At 68.6% G+C, this 15,466-nt stretch carries 6 protein-coding genes and 1 pseudogene; all 7 read left to right on the top strand.

The features are described 5' to 3' along the window. The first annotated feature begins 47 nt into the window (after positions 1–47). The 7 genes and pseudogenes from JOF56_RS37230 to JOF56_RS37260 all read left to right on the top strand — a co-directional run bounded on the left by JOF56_RS37230 (position 48) and on the right by JOF56_RS37260 (position 15,426). Positions 48–491 (top strand): DUF1707 domain-containing protein, encoded by a 444-nt coding sequence (locus JOF56_RS37230; RefSeq protein ID WP_209644115.1) that lies wholly within the window; start codon positions 48–50, stop codon positions 489–491. Positions 492–567: 76 nt separating this feature from the next. Further along, positions 568–828: a hypothetical protein gene (locus tag JOF56_RS37235; protein ID WP_209644116.1), complete on the top strand. Its 261-nt coding sequence runs from the start codon at positions 568–570 to the stop codon at positions 826–828. A gap of 12 nt (positions 829–840) precedes the next feature. Further along, on the top strand, positions 841–1,599 hold the full coding sequence (locus JOF56_RS37240; protein ID WP_209648700.1) for an ABC transporter ATP-binding protein: 759 nt from the start codon (positions 841–843) through the stop codon (positions 1,597–1,599). Beyond that, positions 1,596–4,160, top strand: coding sequence for an ABC transporter permease (locus JOF56_RS37245; protein WP_307855425.1), 2,565 nt, complete (start codon positions 1,596–1,598; stop codon positions 4,158–4,160). Before JOF56_RS37240 ends, JOF56_RS37245 begins: the two co-directional genes overlap by 4 nt. 188 nt (positions 4,161–4,348) lie before the next feature. Next, positions 4,349–5,320, top strand: a complete 972-nt coding sequence (locus JOF56_RS37250) for a nucleotide disphospho-sugar-binding domain-containing protein (RefSeq protein ID WP_209644117.1) — start codon at positions 4,349–4,351, stop codon at positions 5,318–5,320. Positions 5,321–5,449: 129 nt separating this feature from the next. Then, positions 5,450–10,663: pseudogene (locus JOF56_RS37255) on the top strand (SDR family NAD(P)-dependent oxidoreductase); the annotation flags it as partial. Further along, positions 10,648–15,426, top strand: coding sequence for a type I polyketide synthase (locus tag JOF56_RS37260; RefSeq protein ID WP_372448397.1), 4,779 nt, complete (start codon positions 10,648–10,650; stop codon positions 15,424–15,426). The pseudogene JOF56_RS37255 and the gene JOF56_RS37260, both read left to right, overlap by 16 nt. The last annotated feature ends 40 nt before the right edge of the window (positions 15,427–15,466 follow it).

The following is a 15,466-nucleotide window of genomic DNA, read 5'->3' on the forward strand; positions in this document are numbered from 1 at the left end:
TGTGCAAGTATCACACTAATACCATCCTCGGGCGAGCTGGGGGAACTGTGAGCAAGGCGAACTCCGTGGTAGAGCGGTTGTTCTGGCGGGAGCGCACGGTTGCCAGCGAGCTGGACCGCAAGCTGGCGGCCACCTGGGTGGACCACGCGGTGTCCAGCGGCGAGCTCACTGAGGAACAGGCCAGTCAGCGCCGGGCCCGGCTGGCCGACGCCACCACGCGTGCGGAGCTGCAGCGACTACTGCCCGGGATGCCCGGCGAACTACAGCCCGTCGCGCTGCTCGCCGCGCCTCGCGTAGGGGTGGGGTTGTGGCTCGTGTTGAGTTTTGTTGACATCGTTATCTGGCTGTTGATCGGGTTGTTCGGGCAAACGTGGGACGGCACTTGGCTGTTATGGCAGCTCGCCGGGTGTGGCGTGATCGTTGCGGGGCTCTGGTGCACCCGTGCGTGGGACCGGCGAATGAGGCTGTCCGTAGCGGACAGTGACCCTTAGGGGTGACGGGGGGCTTCTCAAGCTGATCCGGCGGTGGCTAAACTGTGCAAGGCATGCACTAATTACTGTCGGTTCGATGAGACCAAGAGCGGGGGCCCTGATGGCCGAGACCAGGTCGAAGAGACTGTCCATCATTCGGATGATCACATTCGTATGGCTGGCCGTGAGCGGACTGCAGTTCGTCATCTGGCTGATGATGGTGCTGATCGGCTGGCAGCTGCTGTTCCCGTTCTGGGTGTACACCGTCGTCAGCGGTGGTGTCGTGCTCGGCGCGCTGTGGATCGTCGAATCGCGGCGCCAGTCGCCCCATCCGAGCCGAACCGAAAGGTCCGAGTAAGCCGTGACAACAATGAAGACCCTGGAAGCGCCGGTCCGGCTTGACTCGGTCCACAAGACTTACGGTTCGCGGGAGAACGCCGTCGCCGCACTGCGTGGCGTCACCATCGACTTCCCCGCGGGCAGTTTCACCGCGGTGATGGGACCGTCCGGTTCCGGCAAGAGCACGCTGCTGCACTGTGCCGCCGGCCTCGACGAGCCCACCTCTGGCACGGTGACCCTGGTCGGCACACCGCTGGCGGGCAAGAGCGAGACCGAGCTGACCGAGCTGCGCCGCGACCATGTCGCTTTCGTTTTCCAGTCCTTCAACCTGATGCCCGCGCTCAACGTCGAGCAGAACGTCATGCTGCCCGCGTTGCTCGCCGGGCGGACGCCGGACGCGGCATGGGTGGCCCAGGTGATCGACCGGGTCGGCCTCAGCCAGCGGGTCAAGCACCGTCCGGGCGAGCTGTCCGGCGGCCAGCAGCAGCGCGTCGCGATCGCCCGCGCACTGGCAGGCAAGCCGGCGGTGACGTTCGCCGACGAGCCGACCGGCGCGCTGGACACCGAGACCGCGCTCGAGGTGCTCAGCCTGCTGCGTGAACTGGCCAACTCGGGCCAGACCATCGTGATGGTCACCCACGACCCGGTCGCGGCGTCCTTCGCGGACAACGTGCTCTTCCTGGTCGACGGGTCGATCGTCACGCAGATGGCCGGGCCGACGGTCGAGCAGGTGGCCGCGCGCCTGGCGCAGCTCGGCGCCCAGGCCAAGCAGGCGCGGAGGCAGCGGTGAGTAATGCGAGGCGGGCGGTGTACCGCTTGGCGCTGGCGAGTTTGCGCTACCGCGCGGCCGCGTCGCTGGCGACGTTCACGGCAGTCCTGATCGGCTGCTCTTTGCTGATCGCGTGCGGTGGCCTGTTCGAGTCGGCGATCCGGCTGAACGCGACGCCGCAACGCCTTGCGGCGGCACCGATCGTGATCGGCGGCTCGGGCGGGTTCAAACTGCCCGACCAGGAGTCCGAGACGGTTCCGTACACCGAACGCGCCGGTGTGCCGCTCGACGCGATCAACAAGATCACCGCTGTGCAAGGCGTCGGCCGCGCGGTGCCGGACGTGTCGTTCTCCGCGGCGGTCGTCAAGGACGGCACGCCACTGGCAGGTGGCGACACTGTCCTTTCCGGACACGACTGGGCATCTTCTGTTCTGACCCCGTACAGCCTGAGCGACGGCACTGAACCGCGTATGCCCGGACAGGTCGTACTGGACCACACCACCGCGGGCAACGCGGGCGTCAAAGCCGGTGACAAGGTCGACATCGTCGTCAACGGGCAGCGCATGAACTTCACGGTCTCCGGGATCGCGCAGCCTGCCCAAACCGTTGCGGCGTCGGCATTGTTCTTCTCCTCCTCGGACGCGCGGCAGTTCGCCAAGCATCCTGGCACGGTCGACCTGCTCGGCGTGTTTCCCGCGGAAGGTGTTGACGCGCAGGAGCTTGCCGGCCGGATCGCGGGTCAGCTGCCGGAGCTCACCGTGCTCACCGACGACAGCCGTGGCTCGGCCGAGTTCGTCGGCGTCGATGCCAGCCAGCTCCCGCTGATCCTGTTGGCCGGTGTGTTCGGCGGCATGGTCCTGGTGGTCATGGCGTTGGTGGTGTCGGCGACGATCAGCCTGAGCATCCGGCAACGTCAGCAGGAGCTCGCGTTGTTGCGCGCCACCGGTGGCACGCCGAAGCAGGTGCACCGGATGGTGATCGTGGAGACCATGGCGGTCGCCGCGCTGGCCGTCGTCGGCGGCATCGTGCTCGGTAGCGTGATGGGCAACTTGATCTTCTCACTCAGCGCCAGCCGAGGCGTGGTGCCCGCGGCACTGGAGTTCCGGCAGGGCATCATTCCGTTCGCCGGCGGCGCTCTTGTCGCGTTGCTGACAGCGTTCGTGTCGGCGTGGTTCTCCGCGCTGCCCGCGGCAAGGGCTCGGCCGATCCAGGCCCTCGCCGAGGCGGCCATCCCTCCGGTCAGCGTGAGCGCGTTCCGCCGTCAGCTGGCGAAGTTGTTCGCGCTGGGCACGGCCGCTCTGGCGCTGCTGACGATGTTCATGCCCGCCGAGACAGCCGGGGCGACCGGCGGTCCGGCCGGACTGACCGGCGCGATCGCCGTGGGACTGGCCGGGCCGGAACTGGTCACCTATGTGATCACCAGGTTCGGCGGCACGATCCGGCGCTTCGCCGGGCCGCGGGCCGATCTCGCGATGATCAACGCCCGGGCGCGGGCGGTTGCCTTCGCCGCTGTGCTGACACCGATCACTTTGGCCGTCGCCATCGCGCTCGGCAACGTCTACTCGCAGACGACCAGAGGTGACGCCGCCGTCAGCGACTACACCGGACAGTTCAAAGTGGACGCTGTGGTCTCCGCGGGCGCAGGCGGCGTGGCACCGGATCTGCTCAAGCAGGTCAGCGAGACGCCGGGGGTGGCCAACGCCTCCGGGATGGTGACCAGTCTCGGCTGGATCGAGGAGCCCTACGACGGTATGGGCAGCGATCCCACCCGGACTGTCGGCATCAACGCCAACGACCAGGCCTCCGTGCTCGGCACCCCGGTCCTGTCCGGCTCGTTGAAGGACCTGACCGGCGACTCGGTGGCCGTGCCGGAGTCCGAGGCGAACGATCTGGGGATCAAGGTCGGCGACCAGGTCACCCTGCGTCTCGGCGACGGCGCACGCGTCAAGGCGAAGGTGGCCGCCCTGCTGGACAGCCCGTCGGGCTTCCCGAGCCTCGTGCTGCCCGTGGACCTGCTGGCCGCGCACACCACCACCGGCCTGCCGTCGCAGATCCTGGTCCGCGCCAAACCGGATCAGGACGCCAGTGATCTCGTCGCAGCGATCAAGCAGCGGGTCAATGGCTGGCCAGGCGTCACGGCCGGCGACGACAGCATGCTCACCGAGAACATCTCCGCCGGTCTCGACGTGGAGACGTGGATCAACTACCTGCTCGCGGTGCTGGCCATCGCCTACGCGGCCATCGCGGCGGTGAACATGCTGGCGGTCGCGGTGCTGGCCCGCCGCCGGGAGTTCGCCGTGCAGCGGCTGGCCGGCGCGGACTGGCGGCAGGTCCGGCAGATGCTGCTCATCGAAGGTGGGCTCGTCGCGGTCGTCGCGCTCGTGCTCGGCACCGTGATATCCCTCTTCACTGTCATCCCGATGGCGGTCTCGGTCGGTTCGTTCATTCCGTCCGGTCCACTGTGGGTGTTCCTCGCGGTCATCATCGCGGTATTCCTGATCGTGCTGCCGGTCTCGTCGACGGCCGCCAAGATGGCGATGAAACGCAAGCCCATCGAAGCCATCGCACTACCAGGCCAGTAAATGGCCGGGGCATCCCCCAAATGCCCGGCAACCGACCCCGCTCCCTGCGCGTCAGGGAGCGGGGTCGTGTCTTTGTGGGGACGGCTAGGGGTACGCGGCCGCAAATCGCGCCATTAGGCTCGGGTGGCCTGGAAATGTGAGTCCAGGCAGTGTCTCTTGCCTTTCCTCATTCATCCCGGGGTGAATCCATGCGCGTATTGTTCACCGTCGCGTCCGATGCCGGCCGGCTGCACAACCTGGTGCCGATGATCTGGGCGTTGCGGACCGCCGGGCACGACGTGAAAGTGGCCGGTCGCCCGGACTTCACGCCGGTCATCAACCGGACCGGGAGCATCGCGGTGGAAGTCGGCGCGCCCGGCGATCCCGCGTGGCTGGCCGACGCGTCCGCCGTCGCGGAGCTGACCGAGTTCGCCGAGGTGTGGCGGCCGGACGTGGTGATCGCCGACGATCGAGCGCCCGCCGGTGCTGTGGCCGCCAAGGCGACGGGCGCGGCGAGCGTGCGAGTGGTCGGCCCAGCTGGCCCGTCGGTGCAGACCAGCGATGGAGTGGCCACCGACATGACCCTCGACTGCTTGCCGCCCTCGCTCCGGCAGCCCGGTGGGGAGAACGGCCTCATTCGGTACATCCCCTACACCGGTCCTGCCGTCGTGCCGGGGTGGCTGCGACGCAAGTCACGCCGTGACCGGGTGCTGCTAGCGACCACCGATCCGGCTGTGTGCGCCGCGACGTTCGACGCGGTCAGCGGCTTGGACATCGAAGTCGTCTGGGCCGGTACTCCCGACAGCGCTGGTCCCGGCGCCCGGATTCCGGCCAACGTCCGCGTGGTCGACACTGCGCCCGCGCCGGCCGTGTTGCCGACGTGTTCAGCGGTCGTGCACGACGGCGCCGCCGACATCGCTTTCGCTGCCCTGGCCTACGGATTGCCGCAACTCGCCGTGTCCACACGGGAGCTGCCTCAGCTCGTGCGGGACATCGCCGAGACCGGCGCCGGGGCCGTGGTGGAATTGCCCGCGGCAGATCTCGGCGAACGGATCAACGCACTTGTGGCCGACGAATCCCTTCGCGCGGGTGCCGCAAGGCTGAGCGCGGAAATCGAGGCAATGCCGAAGCCGCTCGATCTTGTGCCGGCATTGGCCGCGCTCGCCGCGGCCTGCGCGTGACATACCGGAAATTGCTGGAACTGGGGTTTTCCCTTTAGGGGTACGGCGCCGGTTGTGGCGTAGGTAGCGTTCTGGAATACCCATTGATCCCCTGTGGATTCCCGTGGAGCTGGGGAGATTCGTGTGACCACCGAGACCAAGCTGCTCGATTACCTCAAGCGGGCGACCACCGATCTGCGAGAAGCCAGGCGCGCGGTGCGCGAGGCCGAACTGAAGAACACCGAGCCGGTGGCCATCGTCGGCATGGCATGCCGGTATCCAGGCGGGATCCGCTCCGCGGCGGATCTTTGGGACCTGGTCGTCTCGGGCACCGACGCGATCAGTGACTTCCCGCTGGATCGCGGCTGGGACCTCGGCCGTCTGTACGACCCCACCGGGGAACGGCCGGGCAGCACATGCACCCGGGAGGCGGGATTCCTGGCCGGTGCGGGGGACTTCGACCCGGAGTTCTTCGGCGTCTCACCCCGTGAGGCGCTGGTGATGGATCCCCAGCAGCGGGTGTTGCTGGAGACGTCCTGGGAAGCGCTGGAGCAGGCCGGGATGGCGCCGGATTCCTTGCGGGGCAGCAAGACCGGTGTGTTCGCCGGCGTGATGTACCACGACTACCGGGGGCATGCGGCGCTGGGGAACCTGGTGTCCGGCCGGGTGGCGTACACACTGGGCCTGGAGGGCCCGGCGGTGAGCGTCGACACGGCGTGCTCGTCGTCGCTGGTGGCCCTGCACTGGGCGGCGCAGTCGTTGCGGCGTGGGGACTGCTCGCTGGCGTTGGTCGGTGGTGTCACTGTGATGGCCACCCCTCAGACGTTCATCGACTTCAACGAGCAGCGCGGCCTGTCCAGCGACGGGCGGTGTAAGGCTTTCGCAGCTGCCGCCGACGGAACTGGTTGGGGCGAAGGCGTTGGTGTGCTGGTCGTCGAGCGGTTGTCCGACGCGCGCCGCAACGGTCATGAGGTGCTGGCCGTGGTCCGGGCGAGCGCGGTCAACTCCGATGGCGCTTCGAGTGGGATGACGGTGCCGAACGGTCCGGCTCAGCAGCGGGTGATCCGTGCGGCGCTCGCGTCGGCTGGCCTGTCCACCAAAGACGTCGACATGGTCGAGGCACACGGCACGGGGACGAAGCTGGGTGACCCGATCGAGGCGCAGGCGTTGCTGGCGACGTACGGGCGTGACCGTGACCAGGAACCGTTGTGGCTGGGGTCGTTCAAGTCGAACGTCGGTCACACGCAGGCAGCGGCCGGTGTGGGTGGTGTGATCAAGGTGGTGCAGGCGATCCGGCACGGGGTGTTGCCGAAGACCTTGCACGTGGACGAGCCGTCACCGCACGTGGACTGGTCGGCGGGCGGGGTCGAGCTGTTGACGGAGGCCAGGAAATGGCCGGAGGTGGATCGGGTCCGGCGTGCGGCCGTGTCGTCGTTCGGGATCAGCGGCACCAACGCACACGTGATCATCGAGCAGGCCGAGCCTGCCGAAATCGCCGGACCATGCGATCAAGCCGGGCCGGTGGCCTGGCTGGTGTCGGCGAACAACACGAAATCCCTGCCGGCCCAGGCCGCGCGACTCGCGTCCTATTTGGAGGACAACCCCGGGTTGCGGCCGGTCGATGTGGCCCACTCGCTTGCGGCCACGCGAGCCGCGCTTGACCACCGGGCTGCGGTCGTCGGTACGGGCCGGGACGAACTGCTGGCCGGGCTTACCGCGCTCGCAGCCGACACGGGCGGGATCCGCGGTACGGGCAGGGCCGGGGGCCGAACGGCCTTCTTGTTCACCGGTCAGGGGTCACAGCGGCAGGGGATGGGTGCCGAGCTGTACGCCACGTACCCGGTCTTCGCGGCGGCTCTGGACGAAGTGTGTGCCGAGTTCGATCTGCCGCAGCCGCTTCGGGACGTGATCTTCGCCGAGGACGGGCCGCTGAGCCAGACGGGCTACACCCAGCCCGCGCTGTTCGCTTTCGAGGTCGCGCTCTACCGGCTGCTGATGTCCTGGGGCGTCAAGCCGGATGTGCTGATGGGGCACTCCATCGGCGAACTGGTCGCCGCCCATGTGGCCGGGGTGCTGACGTTGCCGGACGCGTGCACGCTCGTGGCGGCTCGCGCGAAGCTGATGCAGGCCTTGCCGGCCGGCGGGGCGATGGTCGCCATCGCGTGCACTGAGGACGATGTCACGCCGCTGCTGTCGGACAAGGTGAGCATCGCCGCGATCAACGGCCCCCAGTCTGTCGTCATCTCTGGCGAGGAAGACGCCGTCCTGGCAGTGGCCGCTTCCCTGAAGGAGCACAAGAACACACGGCTGCGTGTGTCGCACGCCTTCCACTCGCCGCTGATGGAGCCGATGCTGGCCGAGTTCGGCCGTATCGCCGTCGGACTTGACTTCAAGGCGCCGTCGATCCCAGTTGTGTCCAATGTGTCCGGTAAACTCGCGGGCGCCGAGCTGGCGACGCCGGAGTACTGGGTCGAGCACGTGCGTGCGGCGGTCCGGTTCGACGACGGGATCAACACGCTGGTCGCCGACGGGGTGACCACGCTTGTCGAGGTGGGTCCGGACGCGGTGCTCACCGCGATGGGCCAGAACTGCACAGACGCCGCCGTTTTCGTTCCGGTGCAACGCAAGGACCGGCCGGAGCCGGAGTCCGCGATCACCGGGATCGCCACCCTGCACGTCAACGGCATCACGGTGGACTGGGCCGCGATCCTCACCGGCGGTCGCCGGGTGGATCTGCCCACCTATGCGTTCCAACGCGAGCGGTACTGGCTGCCGCCCAACACGGGTACGGCGGACGCCGAAAGCAACGGCCAGGTTCCGGCGGCACATCCGATGCTGAGCGCGGTCGTGCCGATGGCCGGAGCCGACGGAGTCGTGCTGACCGGCAAGCTGTCCGCGGACACTGTGCCGTGGCTCGCCGACCATGTCGTGCTCGGCAGCATTCTCCTGCCTGGCACGGCATACGTGGAACTGGCGATGCGCGCGGGCGACGAGGTCGGCTGCGGTGTCATCGAGGAGATGACCCTCCAAGCGCCACTTGTGCTCCCGGAGGGGGCCAGTGCGGCCATTCAGGTCGCTGTGGACGGTCCGGACGAAGCCGATCGCCGTGCTTTCTCGGTGTACTCACGCCTGGGCGTGGAAGGGCTGTGGGTCAGGCATGCCAGCGGCGTGCTGTCGGTCGCCAAGGATGGCCCGTCCGGCGAGCTGACCGAATGGCCGCCGTCGGACGCCGTCGAGGTCGCCCTTGACGATCCCTACTACCAGCTTGCTGAGCAGGGCTACGACTACGGCCCCACGTTCCAAGGACTACGGGCCATGTGGCGGCGCGGCGAGGACGTGTTCGCCGAGGTGTCGCTTCCCGAACAGACCGACGCCCGCGCTTACGGCCTGCACCCGGCATTGTTCGACGCCTCATTCCATGCCCAGCTCCTCGGTCCGGCACGCGCCGACGGCGAGGTCGCGCCGATGCTGCCGTTCCTGTTCAGCGGCACCACATTGCATTCCGCGGGCGCGTCGTCCGTACGGGTTCACGTGTCGCCGACAGGCCCGGACACGATCACGTTGTCGATCACGGACACGGCCGGCAATCCGGTGCTCTCGGTGGACTCGCTGGCGGCGCGGCCAATCTCGGCCGGCCAACTCGCTCAGACGGCGAACGACTCACTCTTTTCGCTGGCCTGGGAGCCCGCGCCGGACGGTTCAGACGGCCCGGCCAGCGCCAACACAATCTTCGTTTCCTCGACAGGCGACGACGTTCCGGCCGCTGCTCGTGAGGCCGTCGACGAGGTACTCGCAGCAGTGCGGGAACACCTGGCCGGTGATGGCGGTGTGCTCGCGGTGATCACCGGTGGGGACTTGGGCGCGGCGCCTGTGCGGGGTGTCGTGCGCGCCGCCGAGGCCGAGAATCCCGGCAGGTTCGTACTCATCGACGCAGACACAGAGCCTTCTTCGCAGCAATTGCGCGCTGCGCTCGCCACCGGCGAGACCGAGCTGGCCATCCGCGACGGTCGCCTGCTGGTGCCGCGCCTGGTCAAGGCCTCGCAAGAACTCGACGGCTTCAGCTGGAATCCCGACGGCACAGTCCTGATCACCGGTGGCACCGGCGGACTCGGTGCGGTGCTCGCTAAACACCTGGTCACAACACATGGTGTGCGACGTTTGGTGCTCACCAGCCGCCGCGGACTGGCGGCTGTAGGCGCTCAGGAGCTTCGCGACGAACTGGTCGAACTCGGCGCCGAGGTCACGGTTGCGAGCTGCGACGTGTCGGACGCCGACGCGGTGGCGCAGCTGCTTGCCGGGATCCCTTCGCTCACAGTTGTTCTGCATGCAGCCGGAATCGCGGCCGCCGGAACGGTCGAAACCGTGACGCCGGAGCACATCGACAGTGTGTTCGGCCCCAAGGTCGACGGCGCCTGGCACCTGCACGAGCTGACCAAGGACCTTGATCTGGACGCGTTCGTGCTGTTCTCGTCCGCAGCGGGCCTGGTGCTCGGCGCCGGGCAGGCAGGCTACGCGGCAGCCAACGTCTTCCTCGACGAGCTCGCTTCCCACCGCCGTGGGCTCGGGTTGCCGGCGGTGTCGCTCGCGTGGGGTGCCTGGGCCGAGGACGGCGGCATGGCAGGCCAGCTTGAGGACTCGGACCTACGCCGGTTGCGACGACTGGGCATGCCGCCGATGTCCACAGTGGAAGGCCTGGCGCTGTTCGACGCAAGCCTGGCCGCCGGTGAAGCGGTACTCGTGCCACTGAAGGTGGACATCGCGGCACTGCGGGCACGCACCGACGCGGTCCCGGCGCCATTGCGTGGGCTGGCTCGGGTGACGGTCCGTCGCCGGTCTGCCCAGGCCGGTGGTTCGGTGGCCGGCCGGTTGGCCGCACTGCCTGGCGAAGAACGGGAGCCGTACCTGCTCACAGTGGTGTCCGAGCATGTCGCGGCGGTGCTGGGCTTCGCGTCGGCGACCTCGGTCGACCCGGTACGCGCGTTCCAGGAGATGGGCTTCGACTCACTGACATCGGTGGAACTGCGCAACCAACTCGCCACAACAACCGGCGTGAGTCTGCCGGCCACTGTGGTGTTCGACCACCCGACGCCCGCCGTGCTCGCCAAGCGCCTGCTCGAATCCCTCGACCCAGGCCAGGCGAACCCCGCCGCACCCGTCCTGGCCGAGATAGACCGGCTGGACGCAGTACTCGCCGCCGCCTCGGTCAACGGCTCCGCCCCGAAGATCACTGCCCGCCTCGAGGCGTTGCTGCGCAAGTGGACCGACGCCCAGGGCGAAGACCAAGACGACACGGGTGCCGACCTCGGTTCGGTCACCGACGACGAGCTTTTCGCCGTGCTGGACAACGAATTGGGCCTCGCATGAACGGGAACGCCATGGACAACGAGAACAAACTCCGCGAGTACCTCAAGCGTGCGACGACCGATCTGCAGCAGACCAAGCGCAGGTTGCACGAGATCGAGTCCAGGGCGAACGAGCCGATCGCCATTGTTGGGATGAGCTGCCGTTATCCGGGTGGGGTACGTAACCCGGCCGATCTGTGGGATCTGGTGGCCGAGGGCCGGGACGCGATCGGTGAGTTCCCGGCCGACCGGGGCTGGGACATCGACTCGATCTACGACCCGGCGCCGGAGCGGGAGGGCAAGACCTACGTCCGGCACGGCGGTTTCCTTTACGACGCCGCCGAGTTCGACGCGGAGTTCTTCGGGATCAGCCCGCGTGACGCCCGTCGTTCCGACCCGCAGCAGCGCGTTCTGCTTGAGGCGTCCTGGGAGGCCATCGAGCGGTCCGGCATCGACCCGGCGTCGCTGAAGGGCAGTGCGACCGGGGTGTACGCGGGCCTGATGTACCACGACTACAACGGGGGCAGCCCGGACGGGAGCCTGATCTCCGGGCAGGTCTCCTACAGCCTCGGCCTGGAAGGGCCTTCGATCAGTGTGGACACCGCGTGCTCGTCGTCGCTGGTCGCGATGCACATGGCGATCCAGGGCCTGCGGCGCGGTGACTGCACGCTGGCACTGGCGGGCGGGGTCGCGGTGATGGGCACCCCGGAGATGTTCGTCGACTTCTGTAGCCGGCGTGGCCTGGCGCCGGACGGCCGGTCGAAGTCGTTCTCCGACGACGCCGACGGGACGTCGTGGGGTGAAGGCGTCGGTGTGCTGGTGCTGGAGCGGCTGTCGGACGCGCGCCGCAACGGCCACCGGGTGCTCGCCGTCGTGCGTGGCTCAGCGGTGAACCAGGATGGTGCGAGCAACGGCTTCTCCGCGCCGAACGGTCCGTCGCAGGTGCGTGTAATCGAGGCCGCGCTGGCTGACGCCGGTCTCTCACTGTCCGATGTGGACGCTGTCGAGGCGCATGGCACGGGCACGTCACTTGGCGACCCGATCGAGGCGCAGGCGCTGCTGGCGACGTATGGTCAGCGTCAGAGCGGGCATCCGCTCCTGCTCGGCTCGATCAAGTCGAACATCGGTCACCCGCAGGCCGCGGCCGGTGTCGCCGGTGTGATCAAGATGGTGCAGGCGATCCGGCACGCCCGGCTGCCGAAGACGTTGTATGTCACTGAACCGTCGCGGCACGTGGACTGGTCCGCGGGTTCGGTGCAGCTGCTGACCGAGGCAAGCGACTGGCCGGAGGTCTCGCGACCGCGACGCGCGGCCGTGTCCTCGTTCGGGGTCAGCGGCACGAACTCGCATGTGATCATCGAGCAGGCCCCGGAGCCGGAGCCTGTCGAGGCCGCAGCACCACCGATCGTCAACGCATTGGTGCTGTCCGGAAAGACCGCCTCCGCTTTGGCCACCGCCGCGGGACAACTGGCGGACACCGAGCACCAGCTGGCGGACGTCGCCTACACGCTCGCGACAGGCCGGTCTGCGTTCGAGCACCGCGCTGTGGTGCTGGGTGCCGACGACAACGAGACTCTTGCGGGATTACGCGGGCTTGCTGGCGGGCAGTCGCTGCCCGGAGTGGTGACCGGCACGGCAGACGTGCGGGGCAAGACGGTGTTCGTCTTCCCGGGCCAGGGTTCGCAGTGGGCCGGGATGGCGACCGAACTGCTTGTGCAGTCGCCGGTTTTCGCAGCGCGGATGGCCGAGTGCGAGGCTGCGCTGGCCAAGTTCGTCGACTGGTCGGTCACGCAGGTGCTGCACGGAGAAGCCGGCGCCCCGCCCGCTGACCGGGTGGACGTCGTACAGCCGATGCTGTGGGCGGTCATGGTGTCGCTCGCCGCCGTGTGGCGTGCGCACGGTGTCGAGCCGGATATGGTGATCGGTCACTCGCAGGGTGAGATCGCGGCCGCAAGCGTCGCCGGTGCGCTGTCGCTGGAAGACGGCGCGCGGGTGGTTGCGTTGCGTAGCAAGGCGATCGGGGAGATTCTCGGTGGCCGTGGTGGCGGGATGCTCGCCGTCGGTGCTGCTGCCGGAGACCTGCAGGATCGATTGGACGCGTGGGACGGCCGGATCTCGGTCGCGGCCGACAACGGTGCGACCTCCGTGGTGTTGTCCGGCGACGGTGACGCGCTCGACAAACTGCGGGACGAGTTGGTCGAGGACGGCATCCGTGCCAAGCGAGTCGCGGTGGACTACGCGTCGCACTCGGCGCATGTGGAGCACCTGGTCGACCGTCTGCACGCTGACCTCGGACCGATCCGCCCGCGCCTGGGCGACGTGCAGATGTGGTCCACCGTCACCGGTGAACTGGTCGAAGAGCCGACCGTGGACGCGGAGTACTGGTTCACCAACCTCCGGCAGACCGTCCGGTTCGCCCCGGTGGTGACGCGGCTGGCCGAGTCCGGATACACGGCCTTCGTCGAGATCAGCCCGCATCCGATTCTGACCATGAGCATCCAGGAGACTCTGGGTACCCTCGAACAGCCCGCTGCCGTGGTCGGCACATTGCGCCGCGACGAGGGCGGCCTCGGCCGGTTCGCCACCTCGATGGCGGAGCTGTACGTCCGTGGTGTCTCGCCCGACTGGACCACGTTGTGCCCTGGCGGAGCCAACGTCGAGTTGCCAACCTACCCGTTCCAGCGCAGGCGTTACTGGAATGAGGAGCAGTCGAAGGCGCTGCCGGCGCAGGAGTCCGGCGGGGTCGCCGACGACGTGTTCTGGCAGGACGTGGCGCAGGGCGACGTGGATTCCCTGGCCGACCGGCTGGGGCTGGACTCCGCCCGGTTGACCGACGTCGTGCCCGCGCTCGCCACCTGGTACGGACGGCAGACCGAACTGGCTACCGTGGACGCTTGGCGCTACCGGGTGTCCTGGGCGCCGCTGGCCGGAATCGCGGCAACCAAGCTCACCGGCAACTGGCTGGTCGTCGTGCCGGACACGGCCTCCCGTGCGGACGGTATCGCCGAAATCCTCGCCGCGCAGGGCGCGACGACGGTCCGGGTCGACGAGTTGGCGGACGCTGGGCCGGTCGACGGCGTGCTGTCCCTGCTGGCACTGGACGAGCGTGAGCACTCCGGGCATCCCGCGGTCAGCACTCCGGTCGCGTCGACGATCAAGCTCCTGCAGACGTTGCAGGCCGCTGAGATCACTGCTCCAGTGTGGACTGTCACTGCGGGCGCGGTGGCGACGGACTCGTTCTCGGATGCCGACCCGGCCGCCGCCGCGGTCTGGGGCCTCGGCACGGTCGCGGCGCTCGACTTCCCGGCCACCTGGGGCGGCCTGGTGGATCTTGCCGACATCACCGATGCCGGCGCGATCGGCAGGCTGTGCGCAGTGGTGTCCGGTGTGGACAATGAAGACCAGGTGGCGATCCGTTCATCCGGTGTGTTCGCCAAGCGCATGGTTCGTGCCCCGCTTGACGGTACGGCTGTCGATTCCTGGCAACCAAAGGGAACCGTGCTGGTCACCGGCGGCACTGGCGCCGTCGGTACGCATGTCGCCCGCTGGCTTGCCGGTCGTGGCGTCGAGCACCTCGTTCTGACCAGTCGTCGCGGCCTGGAAGCGGCCGGAGCGGCCGACCTGGCTGCCGAGATCGAGGCGCTCGGGACGAAGGTGACGGTCGCGGCCTGCGACGTGTCCGACAAGGCTGCCCTCGCCGGACTGCTCGCTGAACACCCGCCCACAGCCGTGGTGCACGCCGCCGGAGTGCTGTCGCATGAGCCGCCGCTGGCCGAGATGACGCCTGAGCAGTTCGCCGACGCCACCCGGGCCAAGATCGCCGGTGCGGCTCACCTGGCCGACCTGCTCGAGGACACCCCGCTGGAAGCCTTCGTGCTGATGGCCTCGGGTGCCGCTGTGTGGGGCACCACAGGCCAGCCCGCCTATGCCGCCGGGAACGCCTTCCTGGACGCGCTGGCACACCGGCGCCGGGCCGCTGGGCTCGCCGCGACTTCGATCGCGTGGGGCTCGTGGGGCGGCGGCGGAATGGTCGACGAGACCGCGAGCGACATGCTCCGCCGGATGGGACTGTCCGAAATGGACCCGGTACTGGCCGTCGAGGCACTCGGCCAGGCGCTGGATCACGACGAGAGCCACCTGGTGGTCGCCGACATCGACTGGGCGGCGTTCGCGCCGGTCTACACCCTCGCCCGGCCGCGGCCGCTGCTGCGCGCACTGCCTGAGGCGTCCGGTCCGCTCGATGGCGCAGCGGCCGAAACTCAGGCCGGTGGCACGGAACTCACCGACCAGCTGGCGGGGCTGACCGGTCCTGAGCAGCAACGCATGCTGCTGGACTTGGTACGCGGTCACGTGGCTGTGGTCATCGGCTACGACAACGGGTCCGAGGTGGATCCCGGCCGGGCGTTCAAGGACCTCGGCTTCGACTCGGTCACCGCAGTCGACCTGCGCAACCGGCTGGGCGCCCAGACCGGGCTGAAGCTTCCGGCGACCGTGGTGTTCGACTACGTCAGCCCGCAGGCCTTGGCCGAGCACCTCTGGTCGCTGCTGTGTGCGAGCGAAGAGGCCGTACCACTGGCCGTTGAGCTGGACCGGCTGGAGCAGCGGGTGGCCGGCCTGGCCGCGGACGAGATCGAGCGGTCCCGGATCACCTCCCGCCTGCAAGCCATGGTCACCGTCCTGCACAAGGCCGTCGCCGGCCAGGGCGGCGGCGTCGCCGAGGCACTTCAGACGGCGACCGCGGACGACTTGTTCGCCCTGATCGACAACGAACTCGGGTCCGCCTGAGGCCCGCCCGACACCCCGACTCCGAGCACCGGATCGACAA

Source organism: Kibdelosporangium banguiense (assembly GCF_017876405.1).
Taxonomy (GTDB): Bacteria; Actinomycetota; Actinomycetes; order Mycobacteriales; family Pseudonocardiaceae; genus Kibdelosporangium; species Kibdelosporangium banguiense.

Bases quoted from the DNA above. Each gene is read 5' to 3' on its own strand.
- JOF56_RS37235 (WP_209644116.1), top strand. From the start codon at position 568: ATGAGACCAAGAGCGGGGGCCCTGATGGCCGAGACCAGGTCGAAGAGA.
- JOF56_RS37240 (WP_209648700.1), top strand. From the start codon at position 841: ATGAAGACCCTGGAAGCGCCGGTCCGGCTTGACTCGGTCCACAAGACT.
- JOF56_RS37250 (WP_209644117.1), top strand. From the start codon at position 4,349: ATGCGCGTATTGTTCACCGTCGCGTCCGATGCCGGCCGGCTGCACAAC.